Annotated in this window: 19 protein-coding genes; 4 read left to right on the top strand and 15 right to left on the bottom strand. The window is 49.8% G+C overall.

The genetic code is table 11. The features are described 5' to 3' along the window. Nucleotides 1–24: 24 nt before the first annotated feature. The 4 genes from DS731_RS10335 to DS731_RS10320 all read right to left on the bottom strand — a co-directional run bounded on the left by DS731_RS10335 (nucleotide 25) and on the right by DS731_RS10320 (nucleotide 4850). The gene (locus DS731_RS10335) at nucleotides 25–1485 is read right to left on the bottom strand and encodes a phosphomannomutase CpsG (RefSeq protein WP_119501250.1); all 1461 of its coding nucleotides are present in this window, start codon (nucleotides 1483–1485) and stop codon (nucleotides 25–27) included. Continuing rightward, nucleotides 1482–2903, bottom strand: coding sequence for a mannose-1-phosphate guanylyltransferase/mannose-6-phosphate isomerase (locus DS731_RS10330; protein ID WP_119501249.1), 1422 nt, complete (start codon nucleotides 2901–2903; stop codon nucleotides 1482–1484). Before DS731_RS10330 ends, DS731_RS10335 begins: the two co-directional genes overlap by 4 nt. A 154-nt stretch (nucleotides 2904–3057) precedes the next feature. Next, nucleotides 3058–3891 carry a pirin family protein gene (locus DS731_RS10325; RefSeq protein ID WP_119501248.1) on the bottom strand — a complete coding sequence of 278 codons (834 nt, stop codon included), beginning with the start codon at nucleotides 3889–3891 and terminating at the stop codon, nucleotides 3058–3060. After that, on the bottom strand, nucleotides 3891–4850 hold the full coding sequence (locus DS731_RS10320; RefSeq protein ID WP_119501247.1) for a glutathione S-transferase family protein: 960 nt from the start codon (nucleotides 4848–4850) through the stop codon (nucleotides 3891–3893). The genes DS731_RS10325 and DS731_RS10320 overlap by 1 nt, the downstream gene beginning before the upstream one ends. 211 nt (nucleotides 4851–5061) lie before the next feature. Here DS731_RS10320 and tcdA point away from each other — a divergent pair, with 211 nt between their 5' ends. Beyond that, nucleotides 5062–5835 (top strand): tRNA cyclic N6-threonylcarbamoyladenosine(37) synthase TcdA, encoded by a 774-nt coding sequence (gene tcdA, locus DS731_RS10315; protein WP_119501246.1) that lies wholly within the window; start codon nucleotides 5062–5064, stop codon nucleotides 5833–5835. Between the two features lie 46 nt (nucleotides 5836–5881). Then, on the top strand, nucleotides 5882–6289 hold the full coding sequence (locus DS731_RS10310) for a hypothetical protein (protein WP_119501245.1): 408 nt from the start codon (nucleotides 5882–5884) through the stop codon (nucleotides 6287–6289). On the opposite strand, the gene DS731_RS10305 is transcribed toward DS731_RS10310, so the two are convergent. Next, a complete protein-coding gene (locus tag DS731_RS10305) occupies nucleotides 6240–6785 on the bottom strand; it encodes a DUF2919 family protein (protein ID WP_119501244.1) in 546 nt (181 codons plus the stop codon). The genes DS731_RS10310 and DS731_RS10305 overlap by 50 nt on opposite strands. 174 nt (nucleotides 6786–6959) lie before the next feature. Here DS731_RS10305 and rimO point away from each other — a divergent pair, with 174 nt between their 5' ends. Next, nucleotides 6960–8405, top strand: coding sequence for a 30S ribosomal protein S12 methylthiotransferase RimO (gene rimO / locus DS731_RS10300; protein ID WP_119501243.1), 1446 nt, complete (start codon nucleotides 6960–6962; stop codon nucleotides 8403–8405). 17 nt (nucleotides 8406–8422) lie between these two features. Here rimO and DS731_RS10295 read toward each other — a convergent pair whose 3' ends face one another. The 7 genes from DS731_RS10295 to DS731_RS10265 all read right to left on the bottom strand — a co-directional run bounded on the left by DS731_RS10295 (nucleotide 8423) and on the right by DS731_RS10265 (nucleotide 16273). Next, complete coding sequence (locus DS731_RS10295; protein ID WP_232373555.1) at nucleotides 8423–9418, bottom strand: Kelch repeat-containing protein; 996 nt, start codon at nucleotides 9416–9418, stop codon at nucleotides 8423–8425. Beyond that, on the bottom strand, nucleotides 9415–10074 hold the full coding sequence (locus tag DS731_RS10290) for an SDR family oxidoreductase (RefSeq protein ID WP_119501241.1): 660 nt from the start codon (nucleotides 10072–10074) through the stop codon (nucleotides 9415–9417). The genes DS731_RS10295 and DS731_RS10290 overlap by 4 nt, the downstream gene beginning before the upstream one ends. 3 nt (nucleotides 10075–10077) lie before the next feature. Beyond that, nucleotides 10078–10836 (bottom strand): 3-deoxy-manno-octulosonate cytidylyltransferase, encoded by a 759-nt coding sequence (gene kdsB, locus DS731_RS10285; RefSeq protein ID WP_119501240.1) that lies wholly within the window; start codon nucleotides 10834–10836, stop codon nucleotides 10078–10080. Further along, a complete protein-coding gene (locus DS731_RS10280; RefSeq protein ID WP_119501239.1) occupies nucleotides 10836–11030 on the bottom strand; it encodes a Trm112 family protein in 195 nt (64 codons plus the stop codon). The genes kdsB and DS731_RS10280 overlap by 1 nt, the downstream gene beginning before the upstream one ends. Beyond that, nucleotides 11020–12036 (bottom strand): tetraacyldisaccharide 4'-kinase, encoded by a 1017-nt coding sequence (gene lpxK, locus DS731_RS10275; protein WP_119501238.1) that lies wholly within the window; start codon nucleotides 12034–12036, stop codon nucleotides 11020–11022. The genes DS731_RS10280 and lpxK overlap by 11 nt, the downstream gene beginning before the upstream one ends. A 2-nt stretch (nucleotides 12037–12038) precedes the next feature. Next, on the bottom strand, nucleotides 12039–13787 hold the full coding sequence (gene msbA / locus DS731_RS10270; RefSeq protein ID WP_119501237.1) for a lipid A export permease/ATP-binding protein MsbA: 1749 nt from the start codon (nucleotides 13785–13787) through the stop codon (nucleotides 12039–12041). A 110-nt stretch (nucleotides 13788–13897) separates the two neighbouring features. After that, nucleotides 13898–16273 carry a DNA internalization-related competence protein ComEC/Rec2 gene (locus DS731_RS10265; protein WP_119501236.1) on the bottom strand — a complete coding sequence of 792 codons (2376 nt, stop codon included), beginning with the start codon at nucleotides 16271–16273 and terminating at the stop codon, nucleotides 13898–13900. A 35-nt stretch (nucleotides 16274–16308) separates the two neighbouring features. Here DS731_RS10265 and DS731_RS10260 point away from each other — a divergent pair, with 35 nt between their 5' ends. Next, a complete protein-coding gene (locus tag DS731_RS10260) occupies nucleotides 16309–16842 on the top strand; it encodes a DUF2062 domain-containing protein (protein WP_119501235.1) in 534 nt (177 codons plus the stop codon). A gap of 111 nt (nucleotides 16843–16953) precedes the next feature. Here DS731_RS10260 and ligA read toward each other — a convergent pair whose 3' ends face one another. From ligA to smc, 3 genes are read right to left on the bottom strand one after another with little or no spacing between them, the layout of a single operon-like run. Then, nucleotides 16954–18999, bottom strand: a complete 2046-nt coding sequence (gene ligA, locus DS731_RS10255) for an NAD-dependent DNA ligase LigA (RefSeq protein ID WP_119501234.1) — start codon at nucleotides 18997–18999, stop codon at nucleotides 16954–16956. A 50-nt stretch (nucleotides 19000–19049) separates the two neighbouring features. Continuing rightward, a complete protein-coding gene (gene zipA, locus DS731_RS10250) occupies nucleotides 19050–20228 on the bottom strand; it encodes a cell division protein ZipA (RefSeq protein WP_119501233.1) in 1179 nt (392 codons plus the stop codon). 19 nt (nucleotides 20229–20247) lie between these two features. After that, nucleotides 20248–23718, bottom strand: a complete 3471-nt coding sequence (smc, locus tag DS731_RS10245; protein ID WP_119501232.1) for a chromosome segregation protein SMC — start codon at nucleotides 23716–23718, stop codon at nucleotides 20248–20250. Nucleotides 23719–23804 lie beyond the last annotated feature (86 nt).

The following is a 23804-nucleotide window of genomic DNA, read 5'->3' as shown; positions in this document are numbered from 1 at the left end:
CTTTAGACATTTAAGGAATGACTATTATTCAGATCGAATAAGCGTAATTAATTCCTGTGTTTTTTCTTCCATCAACGGAATGTTACCCCGGGACTCAACGTTCAGGCGTATTACCGGCTCCGTATTCGATTTACGCAAATTAAAGCGCCACTCAGCAAATTCATAACCGATGCCGTCAGTATTGTCGATAACTTCAGCGTCTGCTTCATATTTTGCTTTAACCCGCGCCAGCGCAGCATCTGCGTCTTTCAGCACGCTGTTAATTTCCCCTGAGGACGGAAACGCTTCAATCCGTGCTGCCACCATATCAGCCAGCGATGTTTGCTTTGTGCAGAGCAATTCTGCCACCAGCAACCAGGGGATCATACCTGAATCGCAATAAGCAAAGTCGCGAAAATAGTGGTGAGCACTCATTTCACCGCCGTACACAGCGTCTTCTTTGCGCATACGCTCTTTGATGAACGCATGACCGGTTTTGGATTTAACCGGCGTCCCACCAGATGTTTTCACAATATCTTCGGTGTTCCAGAACACGCGGGGATCGTAGATAATTTTGGCGTTATCTTCCTTGTCGATGAACGCCTGAGCAAGTAAACCTACAATGTAATAGCCTTCAATAAACTCCCCTTTCGCATCAAACAGGAAACAGCGGTCAAAATCACCGTCCCAGGCGATGCCGAAATCAGCGTTATGGGCAATAACCGCTTTTGCCGTATCCGCACGGTTTTCAGGCAGAAGCGGATTGGGGATCCCGTTAGGGAATGTACCGTCAGGCTGATGGTGAACTTTGATGAACTCCACTGGCACACCTGTTTCAGCGAATACCGCTTCAATGGCATCCAACGCCTTACCGGCTGCACCATTACCCGCATTCGCGACAATTTTCAGAGGCGTCAGGTTAGCTGTATCAATGTATGAGACAACGTGGCGTGCATAATCTGTAAGGCAGTCTTTTTCTTCGTAGGCACCGGAAGCCTTAAGCTTCGCAATATCAATATGACTGTGGCCGTTGAAGAACGCTTCAGCATCAATACTGGCACCATTGCAATAAAATGCCAGACGGCTTGCAACCGCTTCGTCATCGAATGTCTCAGCAAGTGCTTTAATCGCATTTAAGCCGGTATCACCACTGATAGGAACAGAGCCGGCTTTAACCAGCTTCATACCGTTGTAGTTAATCGGATTATGGCTGGCAGTTACTTCAATACCACCATCGACACCCAGGTGCTTAGTGGCAAAATAAATCTCTTCCGTGCCGGTGTCACCTAAATCATAAACTTTTGCACCGCCATCTATCAGGCCCGCTGACAAAGCCAGTTTTAATGGTGTAGAAGTAAGGCGCACATCACCACCGACAACCACAGTTTTCGCGTTCAGTTCTTCAGCAAAAGCGCGGCCTATGCGGTAAGCCACTTCCTCGGAAAGCTGCTTGTTCAGCTCTCCGCGGATGTCATAGGCTTTAAAACAGGTAATTGGCTGACTCACGCTTTACCATCCTTTTTTTCTGTTCTGCCATAACGGTCAGAGAAACGGATGATATCGTCTTCACCCAGATAACCACCGGATTGCACTTCAATCAGCTCCAGCGGGATCTTGCCCGGGTTTTCCAGCGCATGAACTTCACCGATTGGAATATAGGTCGACTCATTCTCTGTCACCAGCTGCGTTTTTTCTCCGATGGTAACATTGGCTGTGCCGCTTACTACAATCCAGTGCTCAGCTCTGTGATGGTGCATTTGTACTGATAATTTTTCACCCGGCTTAACCGTAATACGCTTCACCTGGAAACGTGCACCGTTATCAATGGAATCATAGCTGCCCCAGGGTCTGAATACTTCCCGGTGGAATTCGAATTCAGGGCGTTTTTCTGCTTTCAGACGGTTTACCACATTTTTGATGTTTTGCACTTTATCTTTATGCGCAACCATGATGGCATCTTTTGTTTCAACAACAACAACATCATCCAGTCCGATAACAGAAATCAAACGCTGCTCGGCATTAATATAACTGTTGTTAACGCCTTCCAGAATGGCATCACCGACAATAACATTGCCACGGGTGTCTTTCTCAGCGGTTTCCCACAAGGATGACCAGCTGCCAACATCAGACCAGCCAGCGTCGAGTGGTACCATTGCCGCACTGTCGGTTTTTTCCATCACCGCATAATCGATTGAATCGTCCGGGCAGGATGCAAATACATCTGCGTCAACACGGATAAAGTCCAGATCAGCAGACTCTGTATCAATGGCATCACGACAAACTGACAGAATGTCAGGATTGAATTTTTCTAACTCTTCCAGATAACGGCTTGCTTTAAACATGAACATGCCGCTGTTCCAGAAATACTTACCGGAAGATACATAACTTTCCGCAGTGGCGAGATCCGGCTTTTCTACGAATTCATCAACCACAAATCCGTTATCAATTCCGTCTCCGGCTTTGATGTAACCGTAACCGGTATGCGGCTGGTCCGGTACAATCCCGAAGGTTACCAGCTTACCTGTTCGTGCCAGGATTTCCGCCTTTTCGATGGCGAGATGGAAAGCCGGCGTATCTTTAATCAGATGGTCTGCTGCCAGCACCAGTAAAATAGGATCTTCACCATTTTTGGTTGCATGCAACGCAGCCAGCGCAATCGCCGGGGCAGTGTTGCGCCCTACCGGCTCAAGCAAAATTCCGTCATGGGCAATGTTCTGTATGCGTAACTGTTCTGCAACCAGAAAACGATGGGCGTCATTACAAATAAAAATGGGGCTTTCGGAATCGATCCCTTTCAGACGGGTAACCGTTTCCTGCAACATAGTTTGTTCTGACGTGAGCGCGAGAAATTGCTTTGGAAGTGCTGCGCGGGATTTGGGCCATAATCGACTCCCTGTCCCACCGGCTAAGATAACTGGTTTCATTGACTTTCCTGTTTTATAAGTACGGCTAATTCTTTTTCCTGCCTCACTGAATACTAAGCGAGTGGCTGCTTTGGTTCAATTGTTTGTCAGTGGAAAGTCATCAAAACCATGCAATTTTAACAATTTCGACACAAAGCAGCTTAAAAATGCCTGTTTAACCAGCAAAACTCCCGTTCTGATAGTCTTTAATGGCCTGATGAATTTCAGCTTCGGTGTTCATCACAAATGGTCCGTACTGCACCACAGGTTCATGAATAGGCGCACCGCTGACAATAATGCATTTTGTGCCGGCCTGCATTGTCATCGTTAATGCTGTCCCCTTACTGAGTACTGCCAACTTTCCATGACTTACCGGTTGTTCAGCAATTTGCAGGCCACCTTCGTAGCAGTAAACAAATGTATTATGTTCATCCGCCAGCGGCAACGTCACTTCCTCTTCAGCAGCGCTTTGTACGTCAATAAACAGCGGATCGACAGAATGACTTTTAACCGGACCACTGACGCCATTAAATTCACCAGCCAGTATTTTCACCCTGACCTGTTGCCCTATTGCAACATCCGGCACGGCATCAGGATGGATATCTTCATATCCCGGCGCTGACATTTTTTCTTTTGCCGGTAAATTCACCCACAACTGAAAGCCTTGCAATAACCCCGATTCCTGCTCCGGCATTTCTTCATGAATGAGTCCCCTGCCCGCGTTCATCCACTGGATGCCACCAGCCTCAATGACACCTTCATTGCCTACGGAATCCCGGTGGCGCATTTTACCCGCCAGCATATAAGTCACCGTTTGAAATCCCCTGTGCGGATGGGCAGGAAAGCCGGCGATGTATTCCCCCGGATTATCAGAACCGAAAAAATCCAGCATCAGAAAGGGGTCCAGACGGGGAAGTGACGGCTGTCCGATTATGCGGGTCAGCGACACGCCCGCACCATCTTGCGTGGGTTTTCCCTGATGAAGTGACAATACAGTTTTAGTGCTCATTATTTGTTCTCTCTGGTATGGGGCACATCCAGTTGCTGTGCCGGACCGGCCGGCACAACCTGTGTCGGATTAATCATGGTATGACTGTAGTAGTAATGGCGTTTGATATGCGCAAAATCCACTGTGTCAGCCACACCGGGAAACTGATACAGCTCCCGCATATAATCGTACAAATTGGGATAATCCGTGACCCGTTTATGATTGCATTTAAAATGACCGTGATAGACAGGATCAAAGCGGATTAGCGTGGTAAACAAACGCCAGTCTGCTTCAGTAAGTTTGTCACCGCACAAGTATCGTTGATGACTCAATCTGGATTCAACAGAGTTCATAGCGTTAACCAGGGCTTCAAATGCCTCTTCGTAAGCACTCTGGGTAGTAGCAAAACCACATTTATACACACCGTTGTTGATGTTGTGATAAACCAGTTCATTGATATTGTCGATGTTTTCCCGTAACGCCGGGGGATAATAGTCCGTCGTATCACCGGTTATGTCATTGTATGCCGTATTGAACATTCTGATAATATCCGCCGATTCGTTGCTGACAATAGATGCGGTTTTCTTATCCCAGAGCACAGGTACCGTAACCCTCGTTGTTACACCGGGCTCAGCTTTGGTGTATAGCTGATGCATGAAATCAAAATCAAAAAGATCATCGCCGCTGCTGCCTGCGGATTTATCAAAGGTCCAGCCGTTATCCAGCATATCCGGCGATACAACGGAAACACTGATGTGCGGTTCCAGTCCTTTAATTTTCCGGAAAATCAGGGTTCTGTGTGCCCACGGACAGGCAAGCGACACATAAAGGTGATATCGCCCGCTTTCAGGAGGGAATTTCGCGTTATCTGAATTCTCAACATGATGACGGAACACAGACTGTTCCCGTTTGAATTTCCCGCCGTTGCCGTCAGTATCGTACCATTTGTCCTGCCATTTACCGTCTACCAGTAGTCCCATGGAAAGCTCCTGTTAAATTGGATTTTGAAATTTAACCACACCTTTCGTTTAACGTATTTTGGCAATTCAAGGATTGATTATCCGGATAATTAGAATAATCCCCGTCAAATCCGCACTGCGCACTGCATTAACAAAAAATTCCCTGTAAAATACTGCCGGTCGCCTGAATTACCGTCAGCGACGCAGGTTTTACATTAAATCAGCAGGAACTATGAGCGAAAAACAAAGATTTGGCGGAATAAGCCGGCTGTACGGCGTTGATGGCACTGAAAAACTGGCAGCAGCCCACGTTTGTGTAACAGGTGTAGGGGGCGTTGGCGCGTGGAGTGCTGAAGCACTGGCACGCAGCGGTGTGGGTACGATTACCCTGATTGACCTTGATGATGTCTGTACGACCAACATCAACCGTCAGATCCATGCTCTGGACAACACGGTAGGTCAGGCAAAAGTCGACGTGCTTGCTGAACGCATTAAGTTAATTAATCCGGCCTGCAGGGTGATTACGGTAGAAGACTTTGTGACACCTGAGAATGTCCGTGAAGTGTTGCATACTGATATGGACAGTGTGATTGAAGCCACCGACAGTGTGAAGGCCAAAGCGGCTATCATTGCCTGGTGCAAGCGTAACAAGTGCCATGTTGTGACCGTTGGTGGTGCCGGCGGACAAATTGATCCCACGCAGATAACACGGGGCGATCTCGCCAGAACTATTCAGGATCCGCTGGCGGCAAAGGTTCGCAGTGAATTAAGACGCTTTTATAACTTCACGAAAAATCCGAAACGCCGGTTTGGTGTGGAGTGCATCTATTCTACGGAACAGTTACGCTACCCCCAACCGGACGGTTCAGTGTGTCACAGTAAATCTGCACTTGAAGGCGGTACGCGACTCGATTGCGCCGGCGGTTTTGGTGCAGTGGTTACGGTAACCGCAACATTTGGCATGTTTGCAGCGGCCAGTGTGATTAATAAAATCACGGCGAAATAGACACATCGTGCTACAACGCGCACAATAAAAGAAAAAGGAGAACACGATGCAACAAGCTGAACTCGAAAAATTAATGGAAGAATGCTCTGCCGACGCTGTCCGGGCGGCCCGGGATGAATTCGCTATTGAACTGGATTACAGCCCTGAAAGCACAAAGAGCGTTGACGACATACTGCTTTCTTTTCTGGACAAGTACCACGACAAAGCGCTGGAAGACTCCGCCGTCTTTACCATTTGTAACGTCTACGGTGCGTATCTGGGTGAGACCTACAGAAAGATTGCCGGCGGCGACTGGCGATATGACGATTCAAATCCCGAAGCGCCCTTTGTTGTACTTGACGCCGGAGAGTATTCCTACGCGTTTGCCGGTATTTGTTATGAGCGCCTGGTAAACGACAGCAATGTCAGTGTGGCGATGTATTTTGACCAGGCTTTGTCCCGCCAGCGTCAGTAATTGTTTTACCTTCTGTTCCGCCACTGTCTCCGGTGGCCGGATCACGCCAGTCACTGACCATCAACCGGATGTGCCGGCTGCGCATGACAGTGACGAACACCAGAACATTGACCAGAATAAAACAAGCCGGCGTCCAGTGGAAATCCCACTGGTCGTGCAGCACGGTCTGCATTTGTGCTGCGATACTGACGATATTTCCCGTCCAGATAAGCGGCATGATCCCCAGTCGCCAGCCGGTCAATTCCTTCTTCCACAACCGTTCCCGGTTACCCATCAGCAAAATGACTGTTAAAAAAGGCCAGGTGGCAAGCAAGCGCCAGCCGAGTACTGTTTTATCAGGATAAAGTACGGAAAGTAGTTCTGATGTCTGACCAAACGTGACCAGTGAAAAGACTAATGCAATCCAGTCACTGCAAAGTATTAACAGCATCCAGTAAAGCCAGAGTGGCGGTTTGATGCGACCAGCTTCATCATAGCAATGTAACGGCAATAACATGAGGAGTGAACGCTTTTTCCTCCGGGTAACGCCCGGACACACAGGATTATTCAGGTGCGGCAGTCTAACAGGTGAATGAAAAAAGAGGAAATCGCTGCCGGAACGAAGGCTAATCTTATTACTCTGCAATAAGCCTGATATAATGTGCCGATAATGTGTTAACAGTAGAAGTTCATGTCCGTAGAGAAATACACCCCGAACGCGACCACCACACTCAGTACTCCGGTCAAAGTACTTGAGTCACAGCGTAGCGACAGCCCGGCATCCACCGTGGAAAATCCCATTGCGAAAATAGGCTTTGTCAGTTTAGGCTGCCCGAAAAACCTCGTGGATTCCGAGAGGATCCTCACCCAGCTTCGCACCGAAGGGTACGATGTTGTCCCTACTTACAACGATGCCGATCTCGTCATCGTCAATACCTGCGGTTTTATCGATTCTGCTGTGCAGGAATCTTTAGATACGATTGGTGAAGCACTGACAGAAAACGGGAAGGTGATTGTGACCGGTTGTCTCGGGATCAAAGAAGATGAAATCCGCGAGGTGCATCCGAATGTGCTCGCGATCACCGGCCCCCATGCTTATGAAAGCGTGGTGGAACAGGTTCACAGTCATCTGCCGAAGCCGGTTCACAATCCGTTCGAGCACCTTGTACCGGATCACGGCATTAAACTGACTCCGAGAAACTACGCCTATCTCAAAATCTCCGAGGGCTGTAACCACCGCTGTACATTCTGCATTATTCCATCTATGCGGGGAGACCTGGTCAGCCGTCCGGTGGGTGAAATACTTGATGAAGCAAAGCGCCTGAAATCTGCAGGTGTCAGCGAATTACTGGTCATTTCCCAGGACACCAGTGCATACGGTGTAGATGTAAAACACCGCACCGGTTTCTGGAATGGAATGCCGGTTAAGGCACATATGCAGCAGTTGTGTGAAAAACTCGGTGAACTGGATATGTGGGTGCGTCTGCACTACGTTTATCCCTACCCTCATGTGGATGATCTTATTCCGCTAATGAATGAAGGTCGTATTCTGCCGTATCTTGATATCCCTTTTCAGCATGCCAGCAAACGTATCCTGCGTCTGATGAAGCGTCCGGGCAGTGCAGAACGCACCATCGAGCGGGTCAAAGCCTGGCGTGAAGCTTGCCCTGAGCTCATTATCCGCTCAACCTTTATTGTTGGTTTCCCGGGAGAAACGGAAGAAGAATTTGAAGAATTGCTGACTTTCCTTCGCGAAGCACAGCTGGACCGCGTTGGCTGCTTTGCTTACAGTCCGGTTGAAGGCGCAAAGGCCAATGATTTGCCTGACCCGGTGCCGGAAGACGTTAAGCAGGACCGGCTTGCACGCTTTATGGCAGTTCAAAGCGAAATCAGTGCACAACGCCTGAAGTCACGTATCGGTAAAGAATATCTGGTGGTCATTGACAGTGTCGACGCCGAAGGTGCCGTTGGCCGTACTTATGCGGACGCCCCGGAAGTCGACGGCGTCGTACACCTCAATGGTGTGCACGATGTGAAACCGGGTGAACGTGTGTGGGCAGAAATCATTCATGCTGATGAGCACGATGTCTGGGGCGTTTTGAGTCCTGACGATGACGAAGAGATGGAAACGGCCTGATCCACAGGCCGTCATAATCAGTCAGTGGCAACCGTAAACTGACTGACGATATGGCGGGTGTCTTTCGCACCTGCCTCACCTGCCCCGCCAATTAACCAGATTGCATCCTCAAAGGTCACCACGCCCAACCCGTGTCGCGGCACTGGCATGACAGTGGCTTCAGACCAGCGCTTACGATTAATTTCGTATCGCCAGACCTTGTGAAATACGCCACCTCCGGCATCGTCAAAATATTCGCCGCCAAAAACATAAATACTGCCGTGAAGCACCGCGCAACCAATCCCGGCTTCTGCTTCCGGCATAGGTTTTCCGGTTATCCAGATATCTTTTGCTGCATCAAATACTTCATGCATAGCAGTGTTACCGTTGTCCACTGTGCGGCCACCAATCACATGCCACTTATCGTCATAGACCACACTGCATGCACTGTTGCGCGGGGTTGGAATTGGCGTTGCTGACTGCCACACCGACGTTTCCGGATCAAACACGCCGTGCCAGTCTGAATCCATATGATGCTGCCAGTGATAGTTATCTTTCGTCGTAGTCCGTCCGCCGGCGAGGTGCACTTTACCGTTTATAACGGCAGAAATGCTTTCAGACAATTTAACCGGCATGGGATTACGCTTTATCCAGCTGCCGTCACTTTCATTAAATTCCCAAACCGCAGAGGAATTGATCCACTGCCCGTTTTCGTTTTCTGTGAAACCACCGAAGGACCATAATTTATCCCCCGCAGACACAAGCATAGCGTGATGCACAGGAACAGGAAAAGGCGGCAATGTTTGCCAGTTTTGGCTGCCCTGCTGAAAACGAAAAACCTGGTCTGATACCGTGAAATTCGGGGTTCCGGATGTCAGGCCACCAGCCACATAAATACTGTCTTTGTGAACTGCCGGGTAAATTTCCTGCACCGGTGCTGGTAATGACGGGCCGTGTTGCCAGTGATAATTACTTTCTGCGACGGCATTACCTGCGCAAAAAAGGAGTGCAAGTACTGCAGAACGGCAAATCACCAAGGCAGTGACTCCCCGTTTGCATGAACAAAGCTACCGGTGTTCTCCATTGAAAGACTATCAAGTTGCTTCAACAGACCGGCAGCGGCTGTATCTGCATCAACATCACCGGCATTATTCACCATTTCCGTCTGCACAAAGCCCGGGTGTAGTAATGCCACTGCAATGCCTCTGGTACGCAAATCGTTGGCCATAGAGACACCGGCAGCGTTCAATGCTGCTTTTGACATCCGGTAACCGTAATATCCACCTGATGTGTTATCCGCCATAGAGCCCATCCGGCTGGTCACAAGGCCGATTTTGCTGCCTTCACCCATGGCCGGGAGCAGGATTTGCGATACCAGCAAAGGCCCCAGAGCATTAACTCTGAACTGATAATCAATAGTATGCGGTTCCTGTTCATCCAGCGTTTCCCTGGCCAGTACGCCGGCATTATTGATGAGAAGGTCAATGTGAATATCGAGCAGAGGTGCAAGTGCCGCCGGTAACGCATCCGGGTTAGAGACATCCACGCCGGTCAACACCGTTGCTCCGGAAGCATTCAGCGCGTCAGAACTGTTACGGCAGGCAACGTAAACGTTATCGCCTCTGGCAAGACACGCTTTGGTCAGCGCCAGCCCGATCCCGCGGTTACCACCGGTAATTACCACATTCATAAATCATTCTCCGTCATTCAGCAGTGCCAGAAGTCGTGTCAGATCATGCGGCGTATCAATGCCCACAGGCGGTGGTTCGGATGCCACATCAACATGAATTTTGTCGCCGTACCATAAAGCCCTTAACTGCTCCAGTGACTCTGTATGTTCCAGCGCACTGGGCGTGTAACTGACATACTGATTCACATAACCTGCACGGTAAGCATATAAACCAATATGGCGAAGATAAAGGGAGGGATCAGTTCTGCCCGGATCGGTCATCATGCTGCTACGCTCAAAGGGGATTGCCGAACGGGAAAAATAGAGCGCTTCACCTTTGACGTTTCGTACCACTTTCACCATATTCGGGTTAAGCACATCATCTGCGCTGTGCATTTCAGTGCCCAGTGTGGTCATGGCCACATCAGAGCGCTGTGACAGGTTTTCCACAACCTGACGGATGTTGGCAGCAGGTACGAAAGGCTCATCGCCCTGCACGTTTACGATAAGGGTATCATCCGCAAGGTTCTCTTTCTGAATGACTTCCGCAAGACGCTCAGTGCCGGATTCATGTTTGTCCGACGTCATCACCACCCGTGAGAAGCCCTCCGCTACAGCCGCTATACGGTTATCGTCGGTAGCGACAATCACAGCCGATGCGCCCGCTTCTGCCGCTCTCTCGGTCACATGCTGAATCATTGGCTTTCCATTGATATCAGCAAGAGGTTTACCCGGAAACCGGGAAGAGCCGTATCTGGCAGGAATGATAACGGTAAAGTCCATCAGCGGGCCGCATCCATGTCGTCTACTGATAACTTTGTGGCGTTCACTTCCATTAATACGGGAATACCGTCTTTCACCGGATAACTGAGGCGGTCAAAACGACACAACAAGGCCTGCTTATCCTGTGACAGGATCAATTTACCTTTGCATACAGGGCATGCAAGTACATCCAATAATTTAATGTCAAAGCTCATTGTTTATCCTTCTTCCGGCTTCAAACCGGGTATCCAGTAAGTCATAAAATTCTTCAGGTAATACAGCATCCACCGGCAAATACCAACAATCTTCATGGGCAAATGCCCTTGCCTTCACAGCATCTTTCTCTGTCATGACCACGGTGCCTGGGGGAATATCTGCGGCGGAGAAATGATGATGATCGGGAAGCGGTTGTGTTGATGATAACGTCATTCCGTACTTCTCTAGCTGGCGGAAGAAACGATCGGGATGACCAATCCCCGCCAGGGCATGAATACCGGATTTTGCGCAAAAATCCTGAATCCCCGTCTTGCGTCCGGGCTCCCGGACATTACAAAAGTAACGCCCCTCAAGAGTCAGATTAAATGCAGGCGGCAAAGTGATTTGTTGTGGCAAAGCCGTTAAATCAGCGTTGCCATTCAAGATTATTCCGTCAACAGACGCCAGTCGCCAGGGCTTCTCCCGTAGCGGGCCCATGGGCAGCAAATGACCATTTCCGGTGCCCCGGCTGTCCATGACTACCAGCTCAAGATCCCGTTCCAACGCATAATGTTGCAGCCCGTCATCGCAGATAATGACATCACAGTGTAATTCTTCCGCCAGCATTTTAGCCCCGCGAGCACGCACCGGGTCTATAACAACCGGCACGCCGGTACGTCCTGCAATTAACGCAGGCTCATCACCGCAAACAGCAGCATCGTCACCGGGCATAACACGATACGGATGATGCTGCATCGTGCCGCCATAACCACGGCTGAGTACACCGGGTTTCAATCCTTTTCTTTTAATATGTTCTGTGATGGCCAGCACCACCGGCGTTTTGCCATTGCCGCCAACCGAAATGTTGCCCACAACAATAACAAACGCTCCGGGATGAGAACGCTTTTTTAAACCGGCTTTAAACAACCATCGCCGGCAGGCACTGACAAAGGCAAATAACAAAGCCAGTGGCCACAACAGCCATACCCGCTTTGATTTCTGGTACCACAGCTTGTTGATATCCATGCTCAGTGAGTTTCACCAAACTGTAATGCATGCAACTGAGCATAATGGCCTTTTTTCGCCAGCAATTCGCTGTGACGTCCCTGCTCAAGAATACGCCCCTGATCGATGACGATGATCTGGTCTGCCTTTTCAATTGTTGACAGGCGGTGGGCCACCACCAGGGATGTACAGGACTTTTGCAGCTGTTCCAGTGCATCCTGAATCAGTTTTTCGGATTCCGTATCCAGCGCTGATGTTGCTTCATCTAAAATCAGTACCGGCGCTCTGGCGAGAATTGCACGGGCTATGGCAATACGCTGACGCTGACCACCCGAGAGCATCAGACCATTTTCACCGATGACAGTATCCAGGCCTTCGTCAAGCTGATCCACAAACTCGGTAACATGGGCCATCTTTGCCGCTTTTTCGATATCTTCCCGCGATACTTTATCCGTTACGCCGTATGCAATGTTGTTGGCGATGGAATCATTGAACAAGGTGACATGCTGGGAAACAGTGGCAAACTGTTTGCGCAGCGAACGCAGCTCAATGTCATTAATATTCATACCGTCCAACTGCACTTCCCCCTGCTGAGGCAGGTAAAAACGGGTGAGAAGAGAAGAAATGGTAGATTTACCGCTGCCGGACTTACCGACCAGCGCAATGGTTTCCCCCGGTCTGGCTGAAAAACTGATGTCAGTCAGGGCCGGACGTTCTTTACCGGGATAAGTGAAAGTCACATGATTAAACGCGATGTTACCTTGCGCACGTTCCACCTTTTTAGTGCCGGTATTCACTTCAATCTCTTCATCCAGTATTTCAAAAATACTGTTACAGGCTGCCATGCCGCGCTGGTATTCATTATTCACAGTGGTCAGTTGCTTAAGTGGCTTAAGCAACATCACCATGTAGAACACAACGCTGATAAACGTGCCAGCGGTCAGATTTGCCATAATGCCCGGCAGACTTGCCATGAACAACACCACAGCCAGTGCGACAGAGGCAATGACCTGGATAGACGACACACTTAAAATTTGCGTCACTGCCAGCTTCATCGTTTGCTGACGGTTGTGGTTATTTTTCTGTGCAAATCGGTTACGTTCGAAGTCCTGGCCCCCGAACATAAGGATAACTTTATGGCCTTTTACTGCCTGCTCAACCGACGCCGTCACACTTCCCATTGACTGTTGTATATTGCGGCTGACCTTCCTGAACCGTTTGCTGACCACTGCGACGATGATTGCCACCAGCGGGCCGATAATGAGAAAAATAAGAGACAACTGCCAGGACTGATACAGCATGACGACTAACAGACCAATAACCAGCGCCCCCTCACGAACGATGGTCAGCAGCGCCTTGCTGGCCGCATTAGCAACCTGTTCAGTGTCGTAGGTGACTTTACTGATGAGTGCCCCGACGGCCTGCTGATCATGGAATGACACCGGTAAATGCATGTACTTTTCGAACAACTGCTGGCGCATGGTCATTACAACCTGTGAGCCAATCCAGCTGAGGGTGTAGGTGCCCATAAAATTGAAAATACCGCGAAGGATAAACAGTGGTACGATGGCAATAGCCGCTATACGCAGAAAGTCGCTGTCACCGTTACCAAGGGAGTCATCTATCAGAGGTTTAAGATTGGATATTACGTAGGTATCCAGCGCGGAATACCCAATCATACCGATTACGGCCACGAAAAAAGCGAGTTTATAGTTTCGCAGATACGTAAAAAAGCGGCGTTGGTTACTGGCCGCCGGGTCGGAATTTTGCATTTATTTTCATCACTTATTCGAATAACCGGCCCATTGTAACTGGAATCGGCTAAATTCCCAATGCGCGGTGTTAATGCCGGCCTTTGTTATGGTCATTGACGCCTGTATTTTCAATGCTGAGGCAGAGATACCTGTGTCCGTAAGTCGTACCAGCGACGGCTAATATCTCTGTTGTAGCGTGTCACGCCGATCCCCTCATCAGCCAGGGTGAATTGTATGTAGCCGTTCAGGGCAGTTAGCAGAATAACGGAGCCGGCTTCCCGGTAACGTGATTCAACGATGTCTTCAGGTAATTTCCAGCGATGATAAAAGCCGGACGTAAATACGGTGAACGAAGGTGATACTGCTTTTATGAAAGCCTTTGATGATGAAGTGCTGCTACCATGATGGGGGGCCAGTAATATGTCAGCGTTAAGGGCGGCATTGTTATACAAAAGTGCGTATTCGGCACTGCGGTTTATATCACCCGGGAGCAACACTGAATAGCCATTTCCGGATACCAGTAAAACACAGGATAACCGGTTGCTGTCTTCCGTGTTGCCTTTTTCAGGCCACATGGCACGAAACTGTAATCCTTGCCACCGCCATCGTTTTCCGCTCTGACAGCCATTTGTATTTGACAGCAAACCCCGGTTGAGCTCCAGCGGATGATCAGCCCTGCGATCTAACCATGCAGTAACACCGCCGGCATGGTCATCATCGCCGTGAGAAACTATCAGTTGATCAACGTGATGAATACCGGCCGCCTTCAGTGCCGGCAGTACCGTACTTGTCAGTGCGTTGCCTGTCTCCCATGAGGGACCGGTATCAATGATGACTGCACGGTTTCCCCTGGAAACTGCCAGTGCCGTGCCCTGGCCCACATCAAATACGTGCAGTTGCCAGGCATCTGTACTGAGCGGGAACCAGAAACTGATCGCCGGCACCGCCAGCATCATGGCACTGCGCTTCCGGTAGCGAAACACCGGCAATGCCAACAGCAGCATTGACAGGAGCAGACAGAATGCAGCCTGACCGCTAACGCCTGTATTATCAAAGGCCGCCATATACGGGGAAATCACGCTGAGTTGCTGCGTCATCCATAGCAGGATGGTATCAGCCAAATCCAGCAACGTGTTTGTGAGACCATCGTTATAGTTCAGTACCAGCCCTGCCAGACCGGCGGGCATCAGCAGTGTGATCACAGGAATTGCGATGAGATTAACGCCTGCCGTCAGCAAAGACACTGAACCGAAAAATATCAGCGTAAACGGCATTAACAATAATGAAATCAGGCACTGGGCGCGAATAACAAACATGATGCGGTGAAAGTATGAATACGATGCAGGTTTCCACCGCCAGCCAATGAATATTAAAACGCATACCGCACCGGCACTCAGATAAAAGCTGTTACTGAATACACTTAAGGGAGAAACCAGAATACACAGAAACACCATCACAAGCAGCCGGTGCCGCCAGCTCCAGCAGACTTTAAAAGTAAGCAGCAATGTGAACAATAAAATAAGCAGCCACGCGCGGGTTACCGGTACCTGCCAGTTGGCCAGCGCCGCATAGAGAGCTGTCATGAGGAGTGTTGCCACAGCAACTGTAAGCCGTATATTCATGCCGTTGTGCCCGGCACTGATTAGACGGGCAAAACAACTGAACACAACGCTGGTCAGTAAGGCAGACCATAAAGCCACCATACCTGCATGCAGACCCGAAATTGAAAACAGGTGCCCTGTTCCGGTTTTTTGCAGCAACTGCCAGTCATTGTCTGTCAACAAAGAACGGTCGCCAGTCATTAAAGCCACCAGCCAGCGGGAGTAACCCGCTTTCTGCAAACGCTGACTTGCCCGGTAATGCAGACTGTCAGCCGGAGAAACAAGAGAACCGTTACCGAACGCTTTGACTGAACCCGTGGCAATCATTTTCATGCTGACCATTTTTGCCCGGCTATCGCCGTCAGGGTTCATTAACGGCGAAGCCGGCTTCAGATTAACCGTTAACTTCACCTGTTGATGAACAGCCAGCTCACCCATATTTTGTGGCAATTGAACACCGATGACCGGACGGAAGAAATAATGCCTGTCACCCAGTGTCGAAAGAGCAACATGCAACCACTGACCATTGTCATTTCTCTGCGTAAACGTTATCTGCCCCGTAACTATGACATCTTGTTGAATTTTGCCGGCAGGGAGTTGCCAAGCCAGGTAGCAATGCCCTACACTTGCCATCCAAATCAATCCGGACATTATCCCGCTGAGTAAATACGGCAGTACACTAAACTGTTTTTTACTGCGCACGTACCAGTTTGTAACACCACATAAACGACACCCTGCTTTCAGGGCGGTGCGGATGTGCATTTTGACATTGTGTGTGTGGATAATGGAGACGATACAGGCAAGAAGTACAATCCAGATTTTTCCCGGCAATACCGGCCAGAACCTCGCAGACAGCGAAGTCAGGCAGAATGCCAGCAGCCATAGCGCAGCGTGTTGATGCATGGATTGGTTACTTCGGATGAAATGAAATACGGTTTATGCCAAAAAAATTTATACGACGTTTTTTACCAGACCATCAAACGATAAAGCACAATCGTGCGCTACGGATCTTCGGCACAGTTTTGCATGAGCCGAACCTGTGGCATCTGAACCGTCGTTCAGCAGCTAACGCGTTTGGTATTGGTTTGTTTTTCGCTTTCTGGCCTGTTCCGTTTCAAATGTGGTTGTCTGCCGCCACTGCTATTCCCTTCCGTGCAAATCTCCCCCTCTCTGTAGCAACCGTGTGGATCACGAACCCGTTTACCATGCCGCCAATTTTTTACGGTGCTTACAAGGTAGGTACAACGGTACTGGGTACAGAGCCCAGACACTTTGAATTGCAGTTCAGCTGGAAATGGATAATTGAAAGTATCAGCACCATCGGCCCGGCCTTCCTCGTCGGCTGCGGGATCTGTTCAGTCATATTTGGTTTGCTGGGGTATTTCGGACTGAACTGGATATGGCGTTTCTCTGTGAGAAAATCATGGAATGCACGTAAAGAAGCCCGTAAACAACGGGCCTCAAAAGTTTAAACCGGATTTAACGGTCTTCGCTGATCTTTTGACAAAATATCCCAGCAAATTACTTCTGCACAAAAAGCTTGCCGGTATCACAGCACCGGCAAACTGATGGCAGATTTTAATTTATTCGCCTGAAAGATTATGTTCGCGAAGAAAACTGAGCAGCTTTTCTTCATCCCACACATCAACGCCTAAATCCTGCGCTTTGGTCAGTTTTGAGCCGGCTTTTTCTCCTGCTACAAGGAAGTGGGTTTTCGCTGACACTGAGCCGGCAACTTTCGCCCCCAACTGCTGCAGCAATGCTTTTGCCTCATTGCGTCCCATGGCCGTCATGGTACCGGTCAGTACGCAGGTCTGGCCTTCCAGAGGCAAATCCCCTGCATCTGCAACCTGAATAGCCGGCCAGTTCACACCTGCAGCAACGAGATCATCGATAATGGCACGGTTATGCTCTTCGTGCACAAAATGGTAAATGTGTGTCGCCACCACTTCACCCACATCCGGCACTTCTTTCAGGGCTTCAATGTCTGCGGCAAACAACGCATCCAGATCTTTAAAATGTGTGGCCAGATTCGACGCTGTCGCTTCGCCTACTTCCCTGATCCCCAGAGCATAAAGAAATCTGGGCAAGGTGGTGGTTTTAGCCTTTTCCAGTGAAGTAAGCAAATTCGAAGCTGACTTTTCTGCCATACGTTCAAGACTGACCAGATCGCCTAACGATAAATGAAAGAATTCAGCAGGACTCTTCACCAGTCCGGCATCCACCAGTTGATCAACCAGCTTATCGCCCAGGCCGTCAATATCGAAAGCTTTGCGTGAAGCAAAATGTTTAAGTGCCTGTTTGCGTTGTGCAGCACATACCAGTCCGCCGGTACATCGTGCTACAGCTTCGCCCTCAGCTTTCTCAACATGAGAATCACACACGGGGCAATTGGCAGGGAATATAATATCCGTAGCATCCTCAGGCCGCTTTGCCTCAACCACAGAAACAACCTGTGGTATCACATCACCGGCTCTGCGGATAACCACAACATCACCCACTTTGACACCCAGACGTTGGATCTCATCCTGATTATGAAGCGTAGCGTTAGATACCGTAACACCACCCACAAACACAGGTTCCAGACGTGCCACAGGCGTAATGGCACCGGTCCGGCCAACCTGAAACTCCACATCCAGTAAGCGTGTCATTTCTTCCTGTGCAGGAAACTTCTGTGCAATTGCCCAGCGGGGAGCGCGGGCGACAAACCCCAGTGTTTGCTGCAAGTCTATGCGGTCAACTTTGAATACCACACCATCGATGTCGTAAGGTAACTGCTCACGCTGCACAAGAATACGCTGATAATAAGCCAGACAACCCTTCGCACCTTCAGCCACATCAACCTCAGGGCACAACGGCAGGCCCCAGCTACCCAGCGTTTTAAGCCGCGCACTGTGAGTATCTTCCAGTCCGAAATCCTGTGGTGAAACGACACCCAGTGAGTAGGCGTAAAACATCAGTGGCCGTTTTGCAGTAATACGGCTGTCCAGTTGCCTCAGACTGCCAGCAGCGGCATTACGGGGATTGGCAAATACTTTATCGCCTTTTTCTCGCTGCCGTTCATTAAGCGCATCAAAGCCGGCCTTTGGCATAAAAACTTCACCACGCACTTCGATACGGGCGGGCAGATCTTTACCTTTAAGGCGAAGGGGCACATTACCGATGGTCTTGACGTTTTGCGTAATATTTTCCCCTGTCTGCCCGTCACCCCGTGTTGCAGCCTGCACAAGCACACCATCTTCATACAGAATACTGACAGCCAGGCCGTCCAGTTTAGGCTCACAACTGAACATTAAAGTTGAATGGTCTTTCAGGCGGTCACCAATACGTTTTTCAAAGGCGTTCAGTGAAGCTTCATCAAAGGCATTGTCCAGCGATAACATAGGAACTTCGTGGGTAACCTGCTCAAAGGCGGCAAGTGGCGCCCCCCCTACTTTCTGAGACGGCGAATCCGCTGTCAGCAGATCAGGATGGGCGGCTTCCAGCGATTTAAGCTCCTGCATGAGCCGGTCATATTCAGCATCTGGTACAGAAGGTGCATCTTCCACATAGTACTGGGTATTATAACGGGTGATAGTGTCGCGCAGTGTCTCTATACGACTGGCAACGGAGGCTTTATCTGTTGACATAAAGTGTCTCTTGCAAAGCGCTGCTACAGCAGGGTAACAGCGCTGATGGATCAGTGGCGGGTAATCATTCGCTTGCGTTCAAATTCTCGGATTTTTTCCATGTATTGCTGCAATCCCTGTTTGGTCAGTACACTGCGGCGACCGTCCAGAATTTGCGCATTGAATTCGTCAGCAATTTTCCGGGCTGCATTATGCATCATGTTGAATACCTGATGGGCGTCAACCCCGTCGATGGGCAGGATCATGAATAATGACACACCCTGAGTGGTAAAGTTCTCCAGGTTATCAATATCGAATACCCCCGGCTTGAACATATTGGCCAGACTGAAGAGTACGGGTCCCTTACCATTTGAATTCACATGACGGTGGAAAATATCCTGATCACCGAACTTAAACCCTAATGTGAGTAATAAAGGCAATAATGCGGCACCTGAAATGGGAGTGTCGTCCTGAGCCCGCACGTTAACAACGAGCACCTCCTGCTCCACATCCTCTGAAGGCGCAGCGCCGGACTCTGCAGCCGGCTGGCTCTGACTGTCGTCGAAATCAATTCTCATCTGGTCATCACCGAAATTCGGTTCCTGACGACGACGCAGCAAGCCCCGTTTCTTAGCAACTTTCTTACTGTCAGTATCGATGTCATGGTCTGAGCTTTGTTCGTCAGACGCATTGTCTTTAACTGCCGGCTCAGCTTGCTGGGCATCCAGCGTAAAATCATCAGCCTGCGGTTCATCTGCGACGGCTTTTTGCTCTTTACGGATAAGAAACTCAGGCGGATCCGGGATGGGATCGTCATCTGCCTGTTCCGGCGCAACATGCCGGCTACCCTGCATATGAGGTTTAGGGTTAGTCACCACTGAACCATACAGCTTGGTTGCCTGCATCTGAGGTTCCGGCTTCGAAACTGTCTTTTCGTCCGTGTCTTCATTAACGGGACGGGAGATTGACGGCTCAGATTCTGCATCATCACCGGTGTCTGCTACAGGTTTAGCAGAAGAAACCACTCTTACCGCTCCCAGACCTAAATCATCATAACCTTTATGATCGTCGCCCTGCTCTGCAGACCAGTCGTCCTGTTCTTCTGAATTGTCATCCTGCCACTGGCCGGGTTCAATACGTTCTTTCTTTGTCGCATTGTTATTTTTTCTGATCTTCCAGATACCATGGGCGAGCACGCCAATAATAAAACAGGTACCCAGGATAAGGAGTGATAAACGTAGTTCATCCATTTAATTCGTTCGCCCTTTGTTATGCTTCGACGAAGGCCATGGCTTCATCAACATCTACGGCAACCATGCGGGAAACCCCTGGCTCTGCCATAGTAACACCTGTTAGGTGCGTTGCCATTTCCATCGCAATCTTATTGTGGGTGATATAGATAAATTGCACCGACTTTGACATTTCTGATACCAGTTTACAGAAACGCCCCACGTTGGCATCGTCCAGCGGCGCATCCACTTCGTCAAGTAAACAGAAGGGCGCCGGATTCAACCGGAAAATTGCAAACACCAATGATAAAGCGGTTAACGCTTTTTCTCCACCGCTTAAAAGGTGAATTGTACTATTTTTCTTACCGGGCGGCCGGGCCATAATTGTCACACCGGTCTCAAGCAGATCATCATCTGTCAGTGCCAGATAGGCAGAGCCGCCGCCAAATACCTTAGGAAAGAGTTGTTTCAGATCCTCATTCACCTGTCCAAAGGTTGCTGAGAAACGGGTTTTGGTTTCTTTGTCTATTTTACGGATAGCGCTTTGCAGCGTATCCAGCGCAGATACCAGGTCATCAAATTGCGTATCGAGATGCTGTTTTCGTTCCGCCTGCGTCTCATATTCTTCCACGGCCGCCAGATTCACCGCCCCCAGACGGGCAACCGCTGCGGTGGTTTTTTCCAGTTCCTGCTGCCAGCTCTTTTCATCCGCGGTGTCATCCAGGTCAGGTAAAATTTCTTTCAGAGACTGACCGGTTTCCTGCAATAATTCGAGTACCGACATGGCCCTTACCCGGGCGCCTTCGATATCAATTTTTAACCCGTCAATAACGGTGTTCCGCTGCTGAATTTTTACAGCTACGCCATGATGCCCCTGCTGCGCTTCCCTCAGCAGGGCTTCAACATCGCTTAACGCATTCTGCTTTTCTATACGCAACGCTTCCTGCACTTCGCGGTCTTCGAGTAATTGCGCAAGTTGTGCTTCATGCATCGCCATAGGCTGACTAAGGGACTGTTTTTCCTGTGTTAACGCGTCTTCACGCTGACGGTATTCAGCCAGCTGCGCTTGGTTACGCGTTACCTGTTCGAGGTATAATTGCTGCTGATTTCGCTGCTGCTGTACAGACAGTTCAAGCTGATGTTTACGGGATTTCTGCTGCTCTGCAGACTGCCTCGCATCCTGCTGTTCGTGCTCGAATCTTTCCCGCTCTGACGACGCATTCTGCTCCTCTTCCTCCGCATCCATCAACTGCATTTCCAGCACTTCAAGCTGAGCCGTCAATGTATCAAGTTGTTCATCATCCCCGGCCAGAGTCTGCTGTTGCCGGGTAAGTTCATCGCGGATTTTTTGCTGCCGTAAGGCTAACTGGGCAACTTCCTGCTTTAGCATGGCTACCTGATGTGCTGCCTGCTGTTGTTGCTGAGCAGAGCGCACCTGTGCCTGCCTGGTGATTTCAAGATGCTCTTCCGCCCGTGTTTTTTCCTCTGAGGCACTGTCTGCCTGAAACTGAAGTTCTGCAAGCTGTTCACTCAGGCTGTCAATTTCGCTTTGCAATTGCGCCATTTGCCCATGACGCTGCAGTGCACCTGCACTGTCTTCCTGTACGGTTCCTCTTAACAGCCAGTCTGCAGATAACCATTCTCCGGTTTCAGTGACTACCGATTTACCGGCAGCCAGCGCCGGCAATAACGTGCGCGCTGCCGCCAGGTCAGGGACAAGACGGATACGGTAAAACAATGACGGGATGTAGCCGTCATTCAAACATGACGCCAGTGTACCTTCTTCAGCTGGTCTGTCTGTATGAAGTGGCAAAATCCTGTGCCCCTGGGGAAAATGTTCTGCAGACGCTATGAGGGTTTCCAGTGGATACTCTGCTGCCACCAGCGGGTTGTTTAACCACACAGTGACTTTTTCAATCAGCGCCTCAAACCCCGGCTTTACGCTGATACTTTTCCACAGTAACGCAACACCCTCAGGGAGTTCGCCTGCTTCAGCTTCCGCCAGTTCCTGCAACGCTTCAAGGGCTGCAAAACGTGAAGCCGCCTGGTCCAGTTCCCGCTGACAACCTGCCTGAGCAGCGGTTGCCGTCTGATATTGTTCTGATGCGGCATTAAGCGCATCTTTACTGATGATCACTTCATCTTCAGCAATAGCGGATTTTTCTGCGGCCAGTTCCTGCTCAGCCTGCGCTTCTTCGAGACGCTCACTCAACGTGTCATCATCCAGTGCCGTCAGCTCATCATTCAATTCACCGATGCGCTGTGTTGTGCGCAGTTGCATACTGGTCACCGACTGGATCTGACTGTGTAACCCCTGCACCTTTTGCTTAAGAGAATGATAGTGTTGTTCCTGTTCACGACGCTTGCGGTTGTATTCCCTTAACGCAGATTCCGCAGATTCAGCCCGCTCTTCAGCCTGGATGATCGTTTCTTCTAACATCAGCAATTCAGGCTCAGACTGTTCAAGAGACATATCTGCCTTCTCAAGTGCCTGCTCAGCTTCCTGAAGCGACGCCGCTAACAGTTCACGGCGCTGATGAAGCTCTTCCAGTTCAGCTGAAATCTGATTGTCACGCTGCTGGCTGTGAAGGGTGTTCTGTTCAATGCGGGTAATTTGTGTGGAAATAGTGAACACAGCCTGCTGTACGTCATCCAGTGCCGTTTTAATGTCTTCAGACTGCGTGCGGTATTTCTCGATACCGGCCTCATCACCACGCTGCTGTGCAATCAGTGCATCCAGCTCATTTTGTTCTTTTGCCAGTTCACCTTCGATCTTTTCAATATGCTGCGTGTGTTTGAGCCAGCGGATGGCAGACAGTTCACCTTTCAGTTTCCGTTCACTGGCCTTCAGGGCCTTATAGCGTTGAGCGGCAGCCGCCTGACGTTGCAGCTTTTCCAGTTGCCGGCCAAGTTCACCCCGCACGTCTTCCAGCCGTTCAAGATTGTCCTGTGTGTGCCGGATGCGGTTTTCAGTCTCCCTGCGGCGCTCTTTGTATTTTGATATGCCGGCAGCTTCTTCTATAAATACCCGCAACTCCTGCGGCTTTGACTCAATCAAACGGGAAATCATGCCCTGTTCGATAATGGCATAACTCCGGGGGCCGAGACCGGTTCCCAGAAACAAATCGGTCACATCCCGGCGTCGGCAACGGGTGCCGTTAAGAAAATACAGAGACTGGGCATCGCGGGTTACCAGCCGTTTCACGGCCAGTTCATTATACTGAGCGAATTCACCACCAATGCGACCGCTGCTGTTATCGAAAACCAGTTCAACTGAACACTGACCGACAGGTTTTCGCGCTGAGGAGCCGTTGAATATGACATCCGTCATGGCGTCGCCACGGAGATTTTTTGCTGAACTTTCCCCCAGCACCCAGCGTACCGCATCAATCACATTAGATTTACCGCAGCCGTTCGGCCCGACTATAGCTGTCATATCGCCGGGAAAAGGAATGGTGGTAGGATCGACAAAGGACTTAAACCCGGCCAGCTTAATTTTTTTCAGGCGCACAAAAACCTCTCAGAGAAAAGGAGATTCAAGTTGCCATCAGCCAAGCTGAAGAATGCCTGAAATTGCAGCATAAATAACGGGTTACC

Source organism: Alteromonas sp. RKMC-009, assembly GCF_003584565.2.
GTDB lineage: Bacteria > Pseudomonadota > Gammaproteobacteria > Enterobacterales > Alteromonadaceae > Alteromonas.
This window is presented reverse-complemented; position numbering and strand designations above follow the sequence as displayed.

Excerpts from the sequence above, each read along its gene's own strand:
- DS731_RS10330 (WP_119501249.1), bottom strand. The coding sequence starts at position 2,903 with ATGAAACCAGTTATCTTAGCCGGTGGGACAGGGAGTCGATTATGGCCC.
- DS731_RS10325 (WP_119501248.1), bottom strand. The coding sequence starts at position 3,891 with ATGAGCACTAAAACTGTATTGTCACTTCATCAGGGAAAACCCACGCAA.
- DS731_RS10320 (WP_119501247.1), bottom strand. The coding sequence starts at position 4,850 with ATGGGACTACTGGTAGACGGTAAATGGCAGGACAAATGGTACGATACT.
- tcdA (WP_119501246.1), top strand. The coding sequence starts at position 5,062 with ATGAGCGAAAAACAAAGATTTGGCGGAATAAGCCGGCTGTACGGCGTT.
- DS731_RS10310 (WP_119501245.1), top strand. The coding sequence starts at position 5,882 with ATGCAACAAGCTGAACTCGAAAAATTAATGGAAGAATGCTCTGCCGAC.
- DS731_RS10305 (WP_119501244.1), bottom strand. The coding sequence starts at position 6,785 with ATGTTATTGCCGTTACATTGCTATGATGAAGCTGGTCGCATCAAACCG.
- rimO (WP_119501243.1), top strand. The coding sequence starts at position 6,960 with ATGTCCGTAGAGAAATACACCCCGAACGCGACCACCACACTCAGTACT.
- DS731_RS10290 (WP_119501241.1), bottom strand. The coding sequence starts at position 10,074 with ATGAATGTGGTAATTACCGGTGGTAACCGCGGGATCGGGCTGGCGCTG.
- kdsB (WP_119501240.1), bottom strand. The coding sequence starts at position 10,836 with ATGGACTTTACCGTTATCATTCCTGCCAGATACGGCTCTTCCCGGTTT.
- DS731_RS10280 (WP_119501239.1), bottom strand. The coding sequence starts at position 11,030 with ATGAGCTTTGACATTAAATTATTGGATGTACTTGCATGCCCTGTATGC.
- lpxK (WP_119501238.1), bottom strand. The coding sequence starts at position 12,036 with ATGGATATCAACAAGCTGTGGTACCAGAAATCAAAGCGGGTATGGCTG.
- msbA (WP_119501237.1), bottom strand. The coding sequence starts at position 13,787 with ATGCAAAATTCCGACCCGGCGGCCAGTAACCAACGCCGCTTTTTTACG.
- DS731_RS10265 (WP_119501236.1), bottom strand. The coding sequence starts at position 16,273 with ATGCATCAACACGCTGCGCTATGGCTGCTGGCATTCTGCCTGACTTCG.
- DS731_RS10260 (WP_119501235.1), top strand. The coding sequence starts at position 16,309 with ATGCCAAAAAAATTTATACGACGTTTTTTACCAGACCATCAAACGATA.
- ligA (WP_119501234.1), bottom strand. The coding sequence starts at position 18,999 with ATGTCAACAGATAAAGCCTCCGTTGCCAGTCGTATAGAGACACTGCGC.
- zipA (WP_119501233.1), bottom strand. The coding sequence starts at position 20,228 with ATGGATGAACTACGTTTATCACTCCTTATCCTGGGTACCTGTTTTATT.